Source organism: Micrococcus flavus, from assembly GCF_014204815.1.
Lineage (GTDB): Bacteria > Actinomycetota > Actinomycetes > Actinomycetales > Micrococcaceae > Micrococcus > Micrococcus flavus.
Window position 1 is genome coordinate 133800 of the sequence record NZ_JACHMC010000001.1, and the last position, 15841, is coordinate 149640.

Genomic DNA, 15841 nt, shown 5'->3' on the forward strand with positions numbered 1-15841 from the left:
AGGGGCTCTTCACCGTTGAGTGTGGTGTGTCATGTCTAACCCGCCGCCGATGAGGAGCATCCGGAGGCGGTAGTTGTCCCGGTTGCGGAAGCCTCGGGCGATGCGTCGGTGGAGTTCGATGAGTCCATTGATGGCTTCAGTGCCGCCGTTGCTGGCGCCGTTGGTGTCGAAGTAGCCGAGGAACTCGCGGCGCCATCTGTTCAGGGTCTTGCCCAGCCGTGCGACCTCGGGGATCGGACACGAGGTGAAGGTGGCGAGGATCTTCTCGGCGACTGCTCGCCCGGCGGCATGAGTGCCCTGACGGTAGGCGGAGCGAACCTTCTGGGCGCACAACCACGCGATTTCGACCTCGATGTGTTGCTCGTGAGCGGCCCAGGCCGTCTCGAGCCGATCGCGTTGCCGATCGGTGAGATTCTCCGCGCCGGCGCGCAGGACGTTGCGGACCCGGTACAGCGGATCGCTCTTGCGGCCGCGGTGGCCGTGGATCTGCTGCTGAACCCGCCGGCGGACATCATCGACGACAGTGGTGGCCAGCTTGACCACATGGAAGGCGTCCAGGACCGAGCGGGCGTCCTCGAGCTGGTCATCGATGGCGTTCTTGTACCCATGGAACGGGTCCAGGGTCGCCACCTCGATCCGGGCTCGGAAGGCGTCGCCGCGCTGGTCGAGCCAGTCCTTGTACACCCTGCCGGAACGGCCCGGCACCAGATCGAGCAACCGCGCCCTCGTGCGCCCGCCCTCGTCCCGGGTCAGGTCGACCATCCCGGTCAGCTCTTTGGGGCCGCGCCCGCCGTGATGGATGGGTTTGGTCGAGACGTGATGCCAGACATGCTCGTCAACCCCGAGGATCGCGACGCCCTCGAAGCGGGATGGGTCCTCGTCAGCGGCCTGCAGCAGGGGTTGGATCGAGTCCCACACTGTGCGCCATCCTGTCCCGAGCTGACGGCGGATCCCGTTGACGGAGGCGTGCTCTCGGCGGATCTGCTCGATCGCCCACCGGCACGCCCGGGTCGTCAGCACCGCTCGCGGTGCAGCGACCTTCTCGTCCTGCTCGATGAACGAGCCGACCTCGCAGGCTGGATCTGGACACAGCCACCGGCGCTTGCGCCAGATGATCCGCACCGGTCGCCCGAACGCTGGCGCGTCGACCAGGCTGACCTCGATCCGACCGTGACCACGGGCGATCACCCCGCAGGAGCGGCATCCCATCGGCTCCGGCGCGGACTCGACCGTCACCACCAGCCGGTCGTGGTCATCCCGTTCGGCGGTGAGCACATGCAGCCCGGGCAATCCGACCAGCAGATCGCAACACGTGCAGTAGTCGCCGCGCGCACGGCAGTACAACGTAGGCTCAGGCATGGTCGAGGTCCTTGTGATCAGGAGAGGTCAGAGTCCTCTGATCATCGAGGGCCTCGGCGCTTTCGAGCCCTCACCCCAGGCCCCGGCGCGTCACACCCCCACACTCAACGGCGAAGAGCCAGTAAAGGCCTGTTCGGTTGAGGAAGGGAATCAGTCATGGCGAACGTCGTCGTTCTGGGAGGTACGGGCTATACCGGGGGTCACATTGTGGCCAAGGCGGTGCGGGCGGGGCACCACGTCACGTCCTTCAGTCGCACAGGCCCGTCGGAGCCTGTCGATGGGGTCACCTATCGGACGGGTTCGTTGGGGGACGCGGCGATCCGTGAGCAGGCGGTGGCCGGCGCTGATGTCGTGATCGGTGCGCTGGCGCCGCGGGGTGAGCTGGAGGACTCCCTGGCAGGGGTGTATCGGGAGGTGGCCGGCCTGGCCGCGGCAGGCGGGGTCCGGTTCGGGGTGGTGGGCGGGTTCAGCGCGCTGCGACCTGTGGAGGGGGCTCCGCGGTTCTATGAGTCCGGGGAGCTGCCGCCGGAGTTCGCCGCTGAGGCGCGGGCGATGGGCGCGGTGCTGGATTGGTTGCTCAGCGACGCTCCGCAGGCGCTGGACTGGTTCTATGTCAGCCCGGCGGGGAACTACGGCTCCTACGTGCCTGGTGAGGACCTGGGCCGGTACCGGATCGGCGGGGAGGTCGCTCTGTTCGATGCTGAGGGGCAGTCGGCGATCAGCGGCCCGGACTTCGCCGCCGCGATCGTCGCGGAGATCGACACGCCCACCCACCGGCGGGCGCAGTTCTCCGTCGCCTACTGAGTCGTTCGGCTCTCGCGAGCCCAGCCGCATAAGCGCGCCCGCCCGGCAATCGTTACCGGGCGGGCGCATTCGTGCTGGCGTCCGGGGCGGACAAGCACGCTCAGGAGGCCAGGCCCGCCCGCACCGTCAGGGACCGATGGGGTCATCGGATGAGGAAGATGAGGATGGCCAGGCTCGCGGCGGCTGCGGTGAAGCACAGGGCGGCGATCGTGCCGCTGGGCTTGGTGTGGCCGGTGGCGTAGCGGTCGTAGAGGGTTTGCAGCCGGGCCCGGAGACGGTCGTGGTAGAGCAGGCCGACGATCAGGACCGCGAGGGTCGGCAGGGCGTAGATCGCGGTGTAGCCGATCAGCACGGGCACCGCGGTTTCGGGGGCGATGCCGGTGTCGATGAGGCGTTCGACGGCCAGGAACATCGGGAACGCGTTGGGGATGTCGCTGATCGTGGCGACCAGGCCGAGCGGAAGCGCGGTCCAGGCGTTCACCCAGGACGGCAGTCCGTACCCGCGCCGGGGACGCGCGGTGAACCGGCGGACGCCGAGAACGATGAAGACCACCGTGATGATCGTGAACAGGATGCGTCGTAGCCACAGCGTCAACCCGTCCAGCCAGGTCTCGGCGGCGTTGAGCCCGAAGTAGAGCAGCAGCGTGAAGGTCCCGAACGTCACGAACGCCCCGACCGTGTACGCCCACCCGGTGGCGGCGGGCCGCTTGGCGGCCAGCAGGATCACCACGACGATCCAGATCGTGGAGACGTTGACCGAGTCCAGCACTGCCAAGCCCACCAGGGTGAGCAGCAGCCCCGCCGTTACTGCTGCTCCCGCCCCGGCGTCGCGGTGACGGGGCTCTCGTCACCGCGAGTCATTTGCATCCTGGAGGATCCGCTCGGTCGCGGTACGGGTCCGGCGGGGGGCGAGGTCCCCGCGGCGGGCGAGCCAGATCTCCAGCGGGATCGTCACCAGCGGGGGAATCGCGGCGAGGACCGCCAGCAGCGCGATCCACCACCGCCAGCGCAGGATGACCGCCGCGGTGATGGTGACGATGAGGTAGACCAGGAACGCGATGCCGTGGGCCATGCCGAAGATCTGCACCCCGAGCTCGGTGGTGCGCGTGACGTACTTGAGGAACATGCCGATCAGCAGCCCGGTCCAGGTGCCGGCCTCGACGAACGCGACGATCGAGAACACACGACCGGTGCGGCCGATCGGGTGGCGGGATGAGGGGTGCTGCACGATGTGATCCTCCGGGATGACTGATCTGGGCGCGGACGCGCGGGAGCGTCAGGACGCCGGTGGGGACGGGCGGCGGGTGAGGTCGATGGTGCGGTTCTTCGGCAGGTGCAGCATCGGGTAGCGCCCGACGGTGGCGCGGATGTGTCTTTGGTGGGTGCCGGGGTCTCCCCAGATGATCTCCACCTGCGTTCCTTCCTGGGCGAGGGTCTCGTCCAGGAAGGCCAGCGAGATCATCGAGTGGTAGCTGCTGCTGAACATGCGGCCGCTGGAGATGCCGATGGGGTGGCCCTGGTGCAGGACGTCGTCGGCGAACACGATGGTGCTGTGCGCGGTCCAGATCGGGTTGGCCGGGAAGTCCATGAACTGGGCTTGCTGGCCGGGGGTGAACTGGCTGGCGTAGACGGCCACGACGTCCTCGGGGTTCCAGATCAAGGTGACGGGTCGGCGGGTGGCGGGTGTTGCTTGCAGGGCGTGTCTGCCGGTGAAGTCGTGGTTGAAGGCGACCATGTGCCCCCAGCCGAGCTCGAAGGGGGTGAAGTACCGCTTGGAGACGTCCGTTCCGGCGCTGCCTGGCAGTCGAGGGAACACATGCTCGGCGTCGACGCCCAGGAACGCCAGGAAGTCGGCGTCTTCGGTGTAGGCGGGCAGGAAGTGCAGGAACGACTGCGCGAACCCGTTCTCGGTGTGGTTGAGCCCGTAGGCGCGCAACCCCAGCCGCGTGATACCGAAGTCAGCCCCGGCGGCCATGAGCGCCTCGTACACCGCGGGGGCGTCGTCGGTGTTGCCGTGCACTTCGTACGCCAGCGTCCCGGCGACACCGAGGCGGAACACCCGCACCGGCAGCGGTTCCCCGGTGGTGGGATGGGCGATGGTGGATTCGCGGTGCCAGATGAACTCCAGGTCGGTGAAGTCCTCACCGGTGGCGGCCTGGATGATGTCCAACGACGCCGGACCCCCGACCTGGAACAGGAACAGGCTGCCGGACAGGTCTTGCCCGGTGACGTCGTACTCACCGGTGGCGACGAGGTAGTCGATGTAGGGGTTGAGGAAGAAGCTGACGAACTCCTCCTCGCCCACCCGCAGGACCATCCCGTCAGCCATGACGTGCCCGTTCGTGTTGCACATCACCGCGTGCTTGGACGCACCGACGGAGAACCGGGTGAAGTCGTTCACACACGCCCGCTCCAGCAAGCGCAGGGCGTCGGGGCCGGTGAGCCGGTAGGGAGAGGCGGGGTTCAGTCCGGCGTGCAGGTACGCGGTGGTCTTCCACGACTCTTCCTCGGTGCGGAAGTCGCTGAACTCATACGGGGTGAAGCTGCCCAGCGAGCTGCTGTACAGCGCGACCTAGGGGTCGAACGGCAGGTACGGGCTGTGACGAAGGGGGGTGGGCTGACTCATCGGGTCACGCTCTCGGTGTCGGTGGCCTGCACGGCCAGGTCGGTGATCGCTGCGGTGATCTGGGCACGCACGACCGTGGCCAGAGGCACGGTGGTGAAGGACTCGTGCAGCCAGAGCCCGTCGGCGGCGAGGCGGGCGATGACCTGGCGAAGCTGGGCCTGCGAGAGGTCCCCCTTCTCGGGCAGCGGCGGTGTCCACCGTGTCAGGACCGTGTTCCAGGTGGCGTGCATGTCGGGTTCGTTGGCCGTCTCGAGCATCAACAGCAACTCGGCGCGCGTGGCGCTCTGGGTCGCCACGCGGGCGTACGCCCCCAACCGCTCAGCCTCGGTGGCCTGCTCGGCCGATGATCCGGCCGCCTCGACCAGGCTCGCCTCCCACTGCCCCGCGAGGTGCTCGTGCAGCGCGTGGAGCAGCGCCTCCCGGGTCGGGAAGTGGTACAGCAGCCCGCCTTTGGTCATGCCCGCGGCCTCGGCCACGGACTCGAAGGTCACCGCGGTGACCCCGCCGGCCTCGATCACCCGCAGGGCGGCATCCAGGATCTCGGTCCGCTTGCTGGGACGCATAACCTCTGCCTCCAGTCCCGGGTCAGTGGTTGCCCGAGAAGGCCTGAGACTGAGTGCCCGGCCCGTGGTGGCGCAGCAACCGGCCGGTGACCGCGGCCCCTACGGCCAGGACCACGGCGAGGATGATCATCGTGACCAAGAATCCGGTGTCGAAGGCACTGCTGGCTGCCTCGATGATCGCCCGGTCTCCGCCGGCTACCGCCAGCGCATCCGACAGGCTCTCGTGCGCGCCCTCCGGTGCCCCGGCAGGGAGCCGAACGGTGGTGGTGTAGACGAAGGTGAGCAGGCTACCCAGCAACGCGACAGCGGTCAGGGACCCGAACTCATAGGAGACCTCCTCGACGGAGGAGGCCATCCCGGCGCGGCGGGCGGGCACGTTGCCCACGATCGCGGTCGAGGCCACCGACATCGCCCCGCCCAGCCCGGCGCCGGTGACTAGCAGCCCGGCGACCAGCACACCGAACACGTCGGCCTGCACGCCGATGATCACCACGACCACCCCGAGCGAGGCGACCGCAAGGCCCCCGGCGATCAGGGGCAGCAGGCCGATCCTGTGCAGGAACGCCCCGCCCAGCAGCGCCGTGGGCAGCGACCCGATCGCGACCGCCGCGACCAGCAGACCGGCCTGCAGCGGGGTAAAACCCTCCACGAGCTGATACCGCTGGGTGGTGACCAACTGAGACCCACCGATCGCGAACATCGAGAACGCCGCCGCCAGCACCCCGGCGCTGAACGCCGGGTTGCGGAAGATCGAGAACTCCAGCAGCGGCTGCTCTAGGCGCCGCTGCCGGCGCGCGAAGAGCACCGACCCGACCACCGCGGCCACCAAACCCGCACCAACGATCACCCAGTTCTGCGGGGAGTGCGCGAGCTCCTTGATGAAGAACACCGCACCCACCAGCGCGACCATCGCCTGCACCGAGGAGATCAGATCCCACCTCTTGGACGGGTCAGGGTCGTTGGCCGGTGCGATCAGCATCGCCGCGACCAGCGCGACGATGACCACGGGCACGTTGATTAGGAACACCGAACCCCACCAGAAGTGCTCCAGCAGCACCCCGCCCACGATCGGGCCCAGCGCCGCTCCGACCACGGCCAGGCTCCCCCACACCGCGATCGCGAAGTTGCGTTCGCGTTCGACCTCGAACGAGACGCGGATCAGCGCCAGTGTGGCCGGCATCATCGCCGCCGCGCCTACCGCCAGCACCGCACGCGCAGCGATCAGCAGCCCAGCAGACGGCGCGAACGCCGCCCCCAGGGACGCCAGCCCGAAGACCACCAGACCGATCAAGAACATGCGTCGGTGCCCGATCCGGTCCCCCAGCGTGCCCGACCCCAGCAGCAGACCCGCCATCACCACCGGGTAGGCGTTGATGATCCACAAGCTCTGCGACCCCGAGGCCCCGAGCTCCTCCACTAGCGTCGGCAACGCCGTGTACAGGATCGAGTTGTCCAGGGTGATCAACAGCAGCCCCGCCGCCACCGTCGCCAGCAGACCCCACCGCTGCCGCTTGCTCAAACTCACGTCATCACGCCTTCCTGGAACCGAACACAACCATCGTAACTATACCAGACGTCCGGTACAGTAAATGAGGACCGGTGGAACCGTCCGCGTGGTCCGTAGCATGAACGAAGCGCAGCCCCTTTTCCTGGGGGGCGGCGGGCCTCTGCGCAGGCGGGGCGAGGCGTGCGGGATCGACCGAGAGGACAGGCAGACCATGAACGAGCAGCACACGCAGAGCGTGTTCGTGACCACCCCGACCGGCAACATCGGCCGGCACGTCGCCGCGCAGCTCATCGAGGACGGTCACCCCGTCTCGGTGCTGGTGCGTGATGGGAGCCAGGTGCGGCTGCCCGAAGTGGTGCGTGAGCGCGCCCAGGTGTTCACCGGGGGTATGGATGACCCCGACGCGCTCACCCGCGCCAGCGTCGGCGCGACCGGGATGTTCCTGGCCCTGCCGCCCGACCCGCGCACCGAGGACCTGGCCGCGCAGTGGGCCTCCTTCACCGACGCGGCCGTCGCCGCGATCCGCGCCAACGCCATCACCCATGTCGTCCTGGTCTCGACGCAGGGCGCGGGCCCTGATCGGGGTCCGCCTGGTCACCAGTGACGCCCATGCCGGGCTCAAGGACGCCATCGCCGCCAACCTGCCCGGCGCCACCTGGCAGCGGTGCCGGACCCACTACGCGGCGAACCTGATGGGCATCACCCCGAAGTCCATGTGGCCGGCAGTGAAGGCCATGCTCCACTCGGTCTACGACCAGCCCGACGCCACGGCGGTGAACGCGCAGTTCGATCGGCTGCTGGACTACGTAAGCGAGAAGCTCCCGGCGGTGGCCGAGCACCTCGGTGATGCCCGGGCGGACATCCTGGCCTTCACGACGTTCCCGAAGGACGTCTGGACGCAGATCTGGTCGAACAACCCGGCCGAGCGGCTCAACCGGGAGATCCGCCGCCGCACCGACGCGGTGGGCATCTTCCCCAACCGGGCAGCCATCGTCAGGCTGGTCGGGGCGGTGCTGGCCGAGCAGACCGACGAATGGGCCGAAGGGCGCCGCTACCTCGGCCTCGAGGTCCTCGCCCGCTGCCGCCTCACCCCCGTCGAGGACACCGGAAGCGAGGTGGGCACCGACACCGACACTGCCCTCGAGCTCAGCGCCTGACAACCCCAACGAAGGATCCAACCGCTACACCACCACAAGGGGCTTGACCGTGCCAGCGCGGCAGGCGTACTCCCACTCGGCCTCGGTGGGCACCCGGTAGCCGTCGGCGGCGGGGTCCCACGTGATGGAGCGCCGGTCTGCCGCGTGAGCGTAGGCCGGCTGCAGGCCCTCGGTCGCGGAGAGCGCATTGCAGAGAGCGGCGGCGTCGAACCAGGTCAGAGGCGCGACCGGCAGGCCGGTGTCCGGGTCGTGGAGGGGATGGATGGCGATCTCGAAGGGCTTCAGCTTGACGTCCCGTGTGGTCCCGCGGCGTGCGTCGCGCAGGGTGATCCTGCCCGGGGGTAGGGGAGTCATTGCGGGCGGGGGCATGGGGCCAGCGTGACACACCGACGTGCAGATGCCGGGAGGTCTTCACCCCACGGCGAGTGGCTGGCTCGCCCCCTGCGTGTCAGGAAATTTCCCGTCGTACCTGCTCAGCCGGGGGCATGCGTCTGCGCCTCGTGGTGTTGCAAGCGCGTGACGATCTCGGTGGCCACCTGCTCGGGGCTCTGCCCCTCCGTATAGACGGTCGCGTCGGCGAGTTGCTCGTCCTGCTGGTCGGTGCACCAGCGGTGAATCCAGTCGACCCCGCCGATCTGCCAGTCCGTCCACTTCACGCGTCGGCTGTCCCGCGTCAAGTAGTTGGCAGGATTTCTTTGGTTTTGAATGTCGGGGTGGTGGGGTCGGCCAGGCCCAGGTGCACCTCCTTGGGCCGGTTCCATGAGACGGCCTCGTGGGGCCGGAGCTCGTTGTACTCGATCCGGTAGTCCTCGGCCCGCTCGGCGAGCACGATCGCGTCGTCAATCTCGTCCAGGTAGAGCCGCTCGTACTTCAGCGTGCCGAAGCCGCGCTCACGGGACCCGTTCTGCCCCGGGGTCTTCACTCGGGTACGCACGTGGTGTAGCTCGGGGTGGGCGGCGATGAAGGACTCGAAGCGGAAGGACCGGAACGGCCCGCCGTTGTCCGTCACGATGGTCACCACGGCCAACAGCTCACCGGTCTCGGGATCGACCGGGCAGGCCTCGACCAGCGGGTGACCGAACATAGCCTCGTAGTCGGCCAGGGCCAACTCGATCGCGTCGATCGCGTCGTACTGGTTCCCGGTGGGCGAAACGTGGAAGGGGTGCTCGTACTTGGACCAGTAGTCCCGGCACCCGGCCAGCCGCCAGGTCCCTCCGGTGGTGGTCTCGAACTCACTGAAGTCCAGCTGCCAGACTTGGTTCGGGCCTGAGGGCTTGGTGGCGAACGCGGCCTTGCGCCGCTCGGCCAGCTTCCGTCGCTCCCGTTGGTACTGCGCGGGCAGAATCAGCCCCTCGTCGCGCAGGATCCGCAGCACGGTCGCCTCGGAAACCACATGCCCGTCGTGGCGGACCATTGCCCAGATCTTCCGATGCCCCCACGCCGGATGGGCCAGCGCGTGCTTGACCACCAGTTCCCTGGCGGCCTGCCGTCCCGGTTGCGGCCACGGTCCCTTCACCGCCGTCCCGGTGCGGGCCTTGGCCTGCCAGCGGCGCCAGGTCCGCTCGGGCATGTCGAAGAGCTGGCAGAACCTCGCGGTCGACATGCCCGCTTCCACGCGGATCACCTCGAGGTCCTCGAAGGGCCCAGCCGGCCCTCCGCGGACTTCTTCCACACCCTGGCTTCCAGGTGTGCCTCGCCCAAGGCCTGGGTCAGCTCGGCGACCTCGGCCTCCAGCTGTTCCTCTCGGGAGGATGGTCCGGACCTGCCGGCCACCAGGGCGGTCTTGCCGGCTTCCAGGAACTCGGCCTTCCACCGTCCGATGGACTGCTCACTGACTTTCTCCTTGCGTGCCGCTTCGGCGATGGACATCTCGCCGGCCAGCACGCTCAGCACTATCCGGGTCTTCTTCTCCGCCGGAATCGAGGGTGGTCTACCCATGTCAGACTCTCCTTCAGGACCTACATAACGGCCCTGCCACTAAGTCTGACGCGCGACACGGCATCGCTCGCGAAGGATCTGCACGGAGCGGTCCGCATCGGGGGTGGGGCGCAGTAGCACGACGAACGCGCCCTCCAAGGCGTGGGCCACTCGCGGCCGGAGGCTCGGGTCGGTGGGGTGGGTGTGCCCGGCGCTGAGGCCTACAACGGCGCCGGGGTGTTCCTGGATGCATCGCTCCACGGCGTGGACCAGGGCGGGCTCGAAGGAGGCATGGAATCGCTCCCACCCGAGCTCCGAGGGCAGATCGGAGAGCATCGCCGGGCTCCAGCCGGCCTCGGCGTAGTGCGGCGAGGCGATCTCGTCGAGATCCACCCATGGGGATCTGAGGGCGGAGGCCACAAGTGGGGCCACGGTGCTCTTGCCGGTGGCGGGTGGTCCGATCAGCACGCACCGCGGATGGGGCTCGCACGTGCCTGAGGAAGGAGGAGGTACTTCGTCCATAGGTTCAGGAAACCATCAGAGACAGGCACAAGGCGTGTGGTCAGACGCAACGGCGGTCTCTTTATCTTTCGCGGCCTCGTTACGTCAATGTCTGGGGTGCTCGATGGCGTATGAATCAAATTGGCGCGTTTTGGAACTCTTCGCTGCATCTCGACAGCGTTTCTGAAATCGTCGTTGCATCTCGACAGTCGCATCAACGAAAATGCCCCCGACGGCCGCCGTTTCCCGAACGGAAACGAGGGGGCTACACTCCTGAACACCGTTCATTGAACAGCGTTCATCGCGTCACCTCGCCTCGCACCCAGGAGCACCATGTCCCGCACCGCCCCCGACGCCCCCGCCGTCGACACCCACCCCGCCGACGCCCGCCGCCGCACCGCCTCGCCCGGCGCGTCCCTGGCGAAGATCGCCGTGATGGCCGCGCTGATCGCCGTCATGGGCGCCATGCCCGGCATCCCGGTCCCCGGCATCCCCGCGCCCATCACCCTGCAGACCCTCGGCGTGATGCTGGCCGGCCTGGTGCTCGGGCCGTGGCGCGGGGCCGCGTGCCTGGCCCTGTTCCACGGGCTCGTGGCGCTCGGCCTGCCCCTGCTCGCCGGCGGCCGCGGCGGCGCGGCGGTGTTCGTGGGCCCCTCCGGCGGCTTCCTGTGGGGCTGGATCCCGGGGGCGCTCGTCGTCGGCCTGATCTTCCACGGCTACCTGCGTCGGCGCCGCGCCGGAGCCGGCACCGGCGGCCTGATCGGCTCCGCGCTGCTGGCGTGCGTGGTCGGCGGGATCGCCGTGATCTACGCGTTCGGCATCCCCGGCATGCACCTGCTCGGCGGCGTGCCGCTGGACGCCGCGGCGATCGGCTCGCTCGCCTTCATCCCGGGTGACCTGGTCAAGGCTGTCGTCGCTTCGCTCCTCGCGGCCGGCCTCTGGAAGGCCTACCCGCGCGCCTTCGCCTGAGCGTGCGCGCGGGGGAGCGGGTCGCGCCCGTGCGGGGCGCGGACCACGCGGCCGTCCTGACCCGCGCCCTCGCCCTGTGCGCGGCGGGGCGGGTGCCGCTGGTCCTGGATGAGCGCGTCGCACCGGAGGCCGCCGCCGGCCAGGTCGACGCCGCCGCCCACGCCCTGGAGGACCTCGCCGCCCGTTCCTCGGAGCGGGCGGCGCAGGTGGCCTGGGCCGCCGCCACGTCCGGCTCCACGGGCACGCCCCGCGTGGTGCTGCGCACGGACCGGTCCTGGTCCGTCGGCCACGCCCATGTCCGGGCGTGGCTCGGCCTCGAGCCCGGGGAGGGGCTGCTGGTGCCCGTGCACCCGACCTCCTCCATGGCCCTCAACGCCGCCGCGTTCTGCGCCGCCACCGGTGCGCGGCTCCTCGTGCCCGCCCGCGCCCGCGTGCGGGCCGAGGACCTCGCCGCCGCGCCGCACGCCCCTGCCCCGGCCGCCCTCCACGGCACGCCCGCCCAGCTGGCGGACGTCCTCGACCTCCTCGACGACGCCGCCCCCGCCCCGGCCCTCCGCGTCGCCCTGGTGGGCGGGGACCGGCTGCCCGCCGGGCTGCGCGCACGTGCCGAGGCCCACGGCCTCCGTCTCGTCCACTACTACGGCGCCGCCGAGGCCAGCTTCGTGGCCGTGGACCCGGACGGGACCGGGCTGTGCCTGCTGCCCGGCGTCGAGGCGGAGACCGAGGACGGCCTGCTGCTGGTCCGCTCGGACCAGCTGGCCGAGCCGGACGGCTCGTCCCTGCACCTGACCGGACCGGACGGCGCCGCGACCGCCCTGCCCCGCTGGCGCCCGGACGGCTTCCTCCGCACCGGCGACGCCGCCGCCCTGGACAGCGACCGCCTCACCCTCCACGGCCGGGCCGACGGGGTGATCCTCACCGCCGGGGCCACCGTCCACGCCTCCGCGGTGGAGGAGGTCTTCGCCGGCGTCCGGGACGACGCCGGACCGCTCGCCTCCGCCGTGCTCGTCGCGGGGGAGGCGGACGCGCGGCTGGGCCGGCGCGTCGTCGCCTGGGTGGAGCCGGCGCCCGGTCGAGACCCGGAGGACGTGCTCGCCGCGCTCCGGACGGCGGCCCGCGACCGCCTGACCTCGGCGGCCCGCCCGCGACGCTGGCACGCGGTGGACCGGCTGCCCCGCACGCCCTCGGGCAAGGTGCGCCGCGTGCCGCCGGGATCCGTGATGGACTCGGGCGCATGACCCCCGCCGCCGACGTCTGGATCACCGCCGCCGTCCGCACGGCGGTCACCGGCCGCTCCCGCGTGCAGGCCCACCGGGATGCGGGTGAGCTCGGGGCGGACGTCGTCGCCGCCGTGACCCGCGGCCGCGCGGAGGAGGGCGTGGCCGGCGTCGTGCTCGGCAACTGCTGGGGGCCGGGCGGGAACCCGGCGCGTGTGGCGGCCCTCGGGGCGGGGCTGGGCGACGCCGTCCCCGGCTGGACCGTGGACGCCCAGTGCGGCTCGGGGCTGCTGGCCGTGCTCCAGGCGGCCGGGCACGCGGCCCTCACGGGGCGACCGGTGGTGGGCGGGGGTGTCGAGTCCGCGTCCACGGCCCCCGAGCGCCTCCGGGACGGGGTGCCGTACACGCAGGCCCCCATGGTGCCGCGCGGCCGGCCGGACCCCGGGATGACCGCCGCCGCGGACGCCCTCGCCGCCGCCCGGGGGATCACCCGCGCGCGGCAGGAGGCCTTCGCGGCCCGGTCCCACGCCCTCGCGCTGGCCGCCGCGGAGCTGCGCGCCGCCGAGCGCGCCCGGGGGCAGGAGGGCGCATCCGCCCCCGACGACGACGGCCCCCGACGCCTGACCCCCGCCGCCCTCGCGCGGTTCACCGGTGTGACCCCCGGCGCCGACCCGGACACGGCCGTGACCGGGGGGACCGCCGCCCGCATCGCGGACGGCGCCGCGGCCGTGCTGCTGGAGCCGGGAGTGCCGGACACCGCCCCCCTGGCCCGGCCCGTGCGGCTCGCCGGGGGGACCGTCACGGGCGGCGACCCCGCCCTGCCGGGGATCGCCCCGGTCGCGGCCGTCCGCGCGGCCCTCGACGAGGTCGGCTGGGCACTCGAGGACCTGGCCGTCGTGGAGGTCGTGGAGGCCTACGCCGCCCAGGCCCTCGCCACGCTGGACGACCTGGGCCTGACCGACGGGGACGCCGGCGTCGATCCGCGCGTGAACGCCGCCGGGGGTGCGCTGGCCCTGGGCCACCCGTGGGGCGCCTCCGCCGCGGTCGCCCTGGTCCGGGCCGTGCACCGCCTGCAGGAGCAGCCGCCGGGCGCGCGGGGCCTTGTCGCGTGCGCCGTCGCGGGCGGCATGGGCGTCGCGGCCCTCCTGGAGGTGCGCTGATGGACGTGCAGGTCGGACGCGCCCCGCTGGTGCCCGCCCCCGCGGCGCTCGGCCCGTCAGTGGCCGCGATCCTCGAGGGGCAGGCGGTCGCGGTCGTACGTGATGTCCGTGTAGCCGTGGGGCTGGGGCCGGCCGTCCTCGTCGAGGGACACGAACACGATCTTGTCGATCGTCAGGATGACCTCACCGGTGACCATGTTCCGCACCTTCGCGCGCATGGTCATCGAGGTGCGGCCGAACGCCACGGCGCGCAGGCCCATCTCGATCATGTCGCCCTGCCGGGCCGACGCGCGGAACTCGATCTCCGAGATCAGCTTCGTCACCGAGCGCGGGTTGCCCAGCTGGATGATGGAGTAGATCGCGGCCTCCTCGTCGATCCACCGCAGCAGCGACCCGCCGAACAGCGTGCCGTTCGCGTTCAGGTCCTCGGGCTTGACCCACTTACGGGTGCGGTAGGAGACGTCGTCGGCTTCACGGGGGGTCAGGTTCGGTGCGGCGTGCTCGCTCATGGCCCCACGCTAGCCCCGCCGCGCAGCCCCGGATCGGGAAGGATCTCACCATGACGCGCACCGCTCGCCCGCAGGGCCCCACCGCCCCCGACGACGGCGCCCGCCCCGCCCCTGACGCGCACCGCGCCGCCGACCCGGGTACCGGAGCGGACCGCACCGTGCGCCTGCGCGGGGTGCGCGTGGAGGCGGCCGGGCCGACGTCGTCCGCCGTCCTGCTGGAGGGCGTGGACCTGGAGCTGAGCGCCCCGCGCGTCGCCGTCGTGGGGGAGAACGGCTCGGGCAAGTCCACCCTGGCCCGGGCCGTGGCGGGCCTGGCGGACGTGACCGCCGGCGAGGTGATCGTGCACGGCGTGGACGCCGTGCGGGACGTGAAGGGCCTGCGCCGCACCGTGGGCATGGTGTTCGCCAACCCCGCCGCGCAGATGGTCATGCCCACCGTCCGGGAGGACGTCGAGCTCACGGTCAAGGCCCTGCGCGGGCCCGACGGGCGCCGCCTGTCCACGGAGGAGGTCGCCCGCCGCACCGACGCCGCGCTGGCCGGGCACCGGCTCACCGCGCTCGCGGACCGTGCGTGCCTGTCCCTGTCCTCGGGGCAGGCCCAGCGCCTGGCCGTGTGCTCCGTGATGACCGCCGCGCCCTCCCTCGTGATCGCGGACGAGCCCACCTCCCTCCTGGACGGCCGGCACCGGCAGATCATCGCGGACCGGCTCCTCGCCGCGGACCCGTCCGCCCCAGGCGGCTTCCAACTGCTGCTCGTCACCCACGACCTCGAGCTCGCCCGCGCGTGCGACGAGGCCGTGTGGGTCCATGCCGGCCGCATCGAGCGCACCGGTCCCGCCGCGGACGTGGTGGCCGCCTACGAGGCCTTCCTGGACCGCGCCGTGGCCGAGGAGCTCGCCTGATGCTCTCCCTCTACGTGGACGGCGACTCGCCCCTGCACCGCTGCCCGGCCGGGTGGAAGATGGGCGTCTTCGCCGTGTGGGTGCTGGCCCTGACGCTGCTGCCGGCGTCCGTGGGGACGGCGGGCGCCGCCGTCATCGGGGCCGTGGTGGCGTACCTGGTGGGCTTCGGGGTGCGCCGCGGCGCGGGGATGCTCGCCGCCGACCTGCGCGGCCTGTGGATCTTCTACGCCGTCCTCTTCGCGGCGCAGTGGCTCTTCCTCGACCTCACGACGGCGGTCCTCACCACCGCGCGCGTGCTCGGCGTGGTCCTCACGGCCCAGGTGATGACCCGGACCACCCGGATCGCGGACATGGCCGGCGTCGCCGAGGCGCTGCTCACCCCGGTGCCGCACCTGCCGTGGATCGGGCCGGCCCTGGCGCGCGCGGGCGTCCGCCCGGACCGCGTGGGCCTGGCGATGGGCCTGGTGCTCGCCTCGATCGGGCACCTGCGCGCCCTCGCCGAGCAGATCCGCCACGCCCAGGCCGCCCGCGGTGTGCGGCTGGCTCCGTGGGCGTGGATCCTGCCGCTGCTGGTGCTCTCCCTCAAGCACGCCGACGACGTCGGGGACGCCCTCGCCGCCCGCGGCATCGAGTAGGTCGCCCGCTAGCCT

19 protein-coding genes and 1 pseudogene are annotated in these 15841 nt (G+C 71.3%); 8 read left to right on the forward strand and 12 right to left on the reverse strand.

The annotated features are described in order from the left end of the window. Window positions 1–9: 9 nt before the first annotated feature. A complete protein-coding gene (locus BJ976_RS00715; RefSeq protein WP_224356213.1) occupies window positions 10–1359 on the reverse strand; it encodes an ISL3 family transposase in 1350 nt (449 codons plus the stop codon). Window positions 1360–1515: 156 nt separating this feature from the next. Between BJ976_RS00715 and BJ976_RS00720 the strand changes: the two genes are divergently transcribed. Beyond that, window positions 1516–2163: an NAD(P)-dependent oxidoreductase gene (locus BJ976_RS00720; RefSeq protein WP_135030984.1), complete on the forward strand. Its 648-nt coding sequence runs from the start codon at window positions 1516–1518 to the stop codon at window positions 2161–2163. A gap of 142 nt (window positions 2164–2305) precedes the next feature. Here the strand turns inward: BJ976_RS00720 and BJ976_RS00725 are convergent, their stop codons facing one another. From BJ976_RS00725 to BJ976_RS00745, 5 genes are all read right to left on the reverse strand, one after another. Continuing rightward, a complete protein-coding gene (locus BJ976_RS00725; RefSeq protein ID WP_167736978.1) occupies window positions 2306–2938 on the reverse strand; it encodes a GAP family protein in 633 nt (210 codons plus the stop codon). A 72-nt stretch (window positions 2939–3010) separates the two neighbouring features. Then, complete coding sequence (locus tag BJ976_RS00730) at window positions 3011–3391, reverse strand: DUF3817 domain-containing protein (RefSeq protein ID WP_135030982.1); 381 nt, start codon at window positions 3389–3391, stop codon at window positions 3011–3013. A 48-nt stretch (window positions 3392–3439) separates the two neighbouring features. Next, window positions 3440–4729: an aminomethyltransferase family protein gene (locus tag BJ976_RS00735; protein WP_209281026.1), complete on the reverse strand. Its 1290-nt coding sequence runs from the start codon at window positions 4727–4729 to the stop codon at window positions 3440–3442. 56 nt (window positions 4730–4785) lie between these two features. Continuing rightward, window positions 4786–5352, reverse strand: a complete 567-nt coding sequence (locus tag BJ976_RS00740; protein ID WP_135030981.1) for a TetR/AcrR family transcriptional regulator — start codon at window positions 5350–5352, stop codon at window positions 4786–4788. A 22-nt stretch (window positions 5353–5374) separates the two neighbouring features. Then, a complete protein-coding gene (locus BJ976_RS00745; protein WP_209281025.1) occupies window positions 5375–6877 on the reverse strand; it encodes an MFS transporter in 1503 nt (500 codons plus the stop codon). A gap of 193 nt (window positions 6878–7070) precedes the next feature. On the opposite strand from BJ976_RS00745, the gene BJ976_RS00750 reads away from it, so the two are divergent. After that, window positions 7071–7463 (forward strand): NAD(P)H-binding protein, encoded by a 393-nt coding sequence (locus tag BJ976_RS00750; RefSeq protein ID WP_184231795.1) that lies wholly within the window; start codon window positions 7071–7073, stop codon window positions 7461–7463. Continuing rightward, window positions 7426–8016: pseudogene (locus BJ976_RS00755) on the forward strand (transposase); the annotation flags it as partial. The gene BJ976_RS00750 and the pseudogene BJ976_RS00755, both read left to right, overlap by 38 nt. A 24-nt stretch (window positions 8017–8040) precedes the next feature. Here BJ976_RS00755 and BJ976_RS00760 read toward each other — a convergent pair. The 5 genes from BJ976_RS00760 to BJ976_RS00780 all read right to left on the reverse strand — a co-directional run bounded on the left by BJ976_RS00760 (window position 8041) and on the right by BJ976_RS00780 (window position 10326). Continuing rightward, entirely contained in the window at window positions 8041–8385 is a 345-nt protein-coding gene (locus BJ976_RS00760) for an SUMF1/EgtB/PvdO family nonheme iron enzyme (RefSeq protein WP_229667521.1), read from the reverse strand. A 104-nt stretch (window positions 8386–8489) separates the two neighbouring features. Beyond that, the gene (locus BJ976_RS00765; RefSeq protein WP_184231796.1) at window positions 8490–8672 is read right to left on the reverse strand and encodes a hypothetical protein; all 183 of its coding nucleotides are present in this window, start codon (window positions 8670–8672) and stop codon (window positions 8490–8492) included. Between the two features lie 17 nt (window positions 8673–8689). Next, window positions 8690–9619, reverse strand: coding sequence for an IS3 family transposase (locus tag BJ976_RS00770; RefSeq protein WP_221419377.1), 930 nt, complete (start codon window positions 9617–9619; stop codon window positions 8690–8692). A gap of 17 nt (window positions 9620–9636) precedes the next feature. Next, entirely contained in the window at window positions 9637–9954 is a 318-nt protein-coding gene (locus BJ976_RS00775; protein WP_010080477.1) for a transposase, read from the reverse strand. Between the two features lie 39 nt (window positions 9955–9993). Then, entirely contained in the window at window positions 9994–10326 is a 333-nt protein-coding gene (locus BJ976_RS00780; protein WP_184231798.1) for a hypothetical protein, read from the reverse strand. A 441-nt stretch (window positions 10327–10767) separates the two neighbouring features. Here BJ976_RS00780 and BJ976_RS00785 point away from each other — a divergent pair, with 441 nt between their 5' ends. The 3 genes from BJ976_RS00785 to BJ976_RS00795 are packed head-to-tail and all read left to right on the forward strand — an operon-like array spanning window position 10768 to window position 13780. Next, complete coding sequence (locus tag BJ976_RS00785) at window positions 10768–11403, forward strand: biotin transporter BioY (protein WP_135029449.1); 636 nt, start codon at window positions 10768–10770, stop codon at window positions 11401–11403. A 2-nt stretch (window positions 11404–11405) separates the two neighbouring features. Then, a complete protein-coding gene (locus BJ976_RS00790; protein WP_135029447.1) occupies window positions 11406–12641 on the forward strand; it encodes an AMP-binding protein in 1236 nt (411 codons plus the stop codon). Further along, window positions 12638–13780, forward strand: coding sequence for a thiolase family protein (locus BJ976_RS00795; protein WP_135029445.1), 1143 nt, complete (start codon window positions 12638–12640; stop codon window positions 13778–13780). Before BJ976_RS00790 ends, BJ976_RS00795 begins: the two co-directional genes overlap by 4 nt. 56 nt (window positions 13781–13836) lie before the next feature. On the opposite strand, the gene BJ976_RS00800 is transcribed toward BJ976_RS00795, so the two are convergent. Next, window positions 13837–14289 carry an acyl-CoA thioesterase gene (locus BJ976_RS00800; RefSeq protein ID WP_135029444.1) on the reverse strand — a complete coding sequence of 151 codons (453 nt, stop codon included), beginning with the start codon at window positions 14287–14289 and terminating at the stop codon, window positions 13837–13839. A gap of 50 nt (window positions 14290–14339) precedes the next feature. Here BJ976_RS00800 and BJ976_RS00805 point away from each other — a divergent pair, with 50 nt between their 5' ends. Next, the gene (locus BJ976_RS00805) at window positions 14340–15191 is read left to right on the forward strand and encodes an energy-coupling factor ABC transporter ATP-binding protein (RefSeq protein WP_135029442.1); all 852 of its coding nucleotides are present in this window, start codon (window positions 14340–14342) and stop codon (window positions 15189–15191) included. Then, window positions 15191–15826 carry an energy-coupling factor transporter transmembrane component T family protein gene (locus BJ976_RS00810; RefSeq protein ID WP_135029440.1) on the forward strand — a complete coding sequence of 212 codons (636 nt, stop codon included), beginning with the start codon at window positions 15191–15193 and terminating at the stop codon, window positions 15824–15826. The genes BJ976_RS00805 and BJ976_RS00810 overlap by 1 nt, the downstream gene beginning before the upstream one ends. Window positions 15827–15841: the final 15 nt, after the last annotated feature.

What these genes read in the sequence shown, in the direction of transcription:
- BJ976_RS00715 (WP_224356213.1), bottom strand. Translation starts at nt 1,359, where the DNA reads ATGCCTGAGCCTACGTTGTACTGCCGTGCGCGCGGCGACTACTGCACG.
- BJ976_RS00720 (WP_135030984.1), top strand. Translation starts at nt 1,516, where the DNA reads ATGGCGAACGTCGTCGTTCTGGGAGGTACGGGCTATACCGGGGGTCAC.
- BJ976_RS00740 (WP_135030981.1), bottom strand. Translation starts at nt 5,352, where the DNA reads ATGCGTCCCAGCAAGCGGACCGAGATCCTGGATGCCGCCCTGCGGGTG.
- BJ976_RS00750 (WP_184231795.1), top strand. Translation starts at nt 7,071, where the DNA reads ATGAACGAGCAGCACACGCAGAGCGTGTTCGTGACCACCCCGACCGGC.
- BJ976_RS00760 (WP_229667521.1), bottom strand. Translation starts at nt 8,385, where the DNA reads ATGCCCCCGCCCGCAATGACTCCCCTACCCCCGGGCAGGATCACCCTG.
- BJ976_RS00770 (WP_221419377.1), bottom strand. Translation starts at nt 9,619, where the DNA reads ATGTCGACCGCGAGGTTCTGCCAGCTCTTCGACATGCCCGAGCGGACC.
- BJ976_RS00775 (WP_010080477.1), bottom strand. Translation starts at nt 9,954, where the DNA reads ATGGGTAGACCACCCTCGATTCCGGCGGAGAAGAAGACCCGGATAGTG.
- BJ976_RS00785 (WP_135029449.1), top strand. Translation starts at nt 10,768, where the DNA reads ATGTCCCGCACCGCCCCCGACGCCCCCGCCGTCGACACCCACCCCGCC.
- BJ976_RS00795 (WP_135029445.1), top strand. Translation starts at nt 12,638, where the DNA reads ATGACCCCCGCCGCCGACGTCTGGATCACCGCCGCCGTCCGCACGGCG.
- BJ976_RS00800 (WP_135029444.1), bottom strand. Translation starts at nt 14,289, where the DNA reads ATGAGCGAGCACGCCGCACCGAACCTGACCCCCCGTGAAGCCGACGAC.
- BJ976_RS00805 (WP_135029442.1), top strand. Translation starts at nt 14,340, where the DNA reads ATGACGCGCACCGCTCGCCCGCAGGGCCCCACCGCCCCCGACGACGGC.
- BJ976_RS00810 (WP_135029440.1), top strand. Translation starts at nt 15,191, where the DNA reads ATGCTCTCCCTCTACGTGGACGGCGACTCGCCCCTGCACCGCTGCCCG.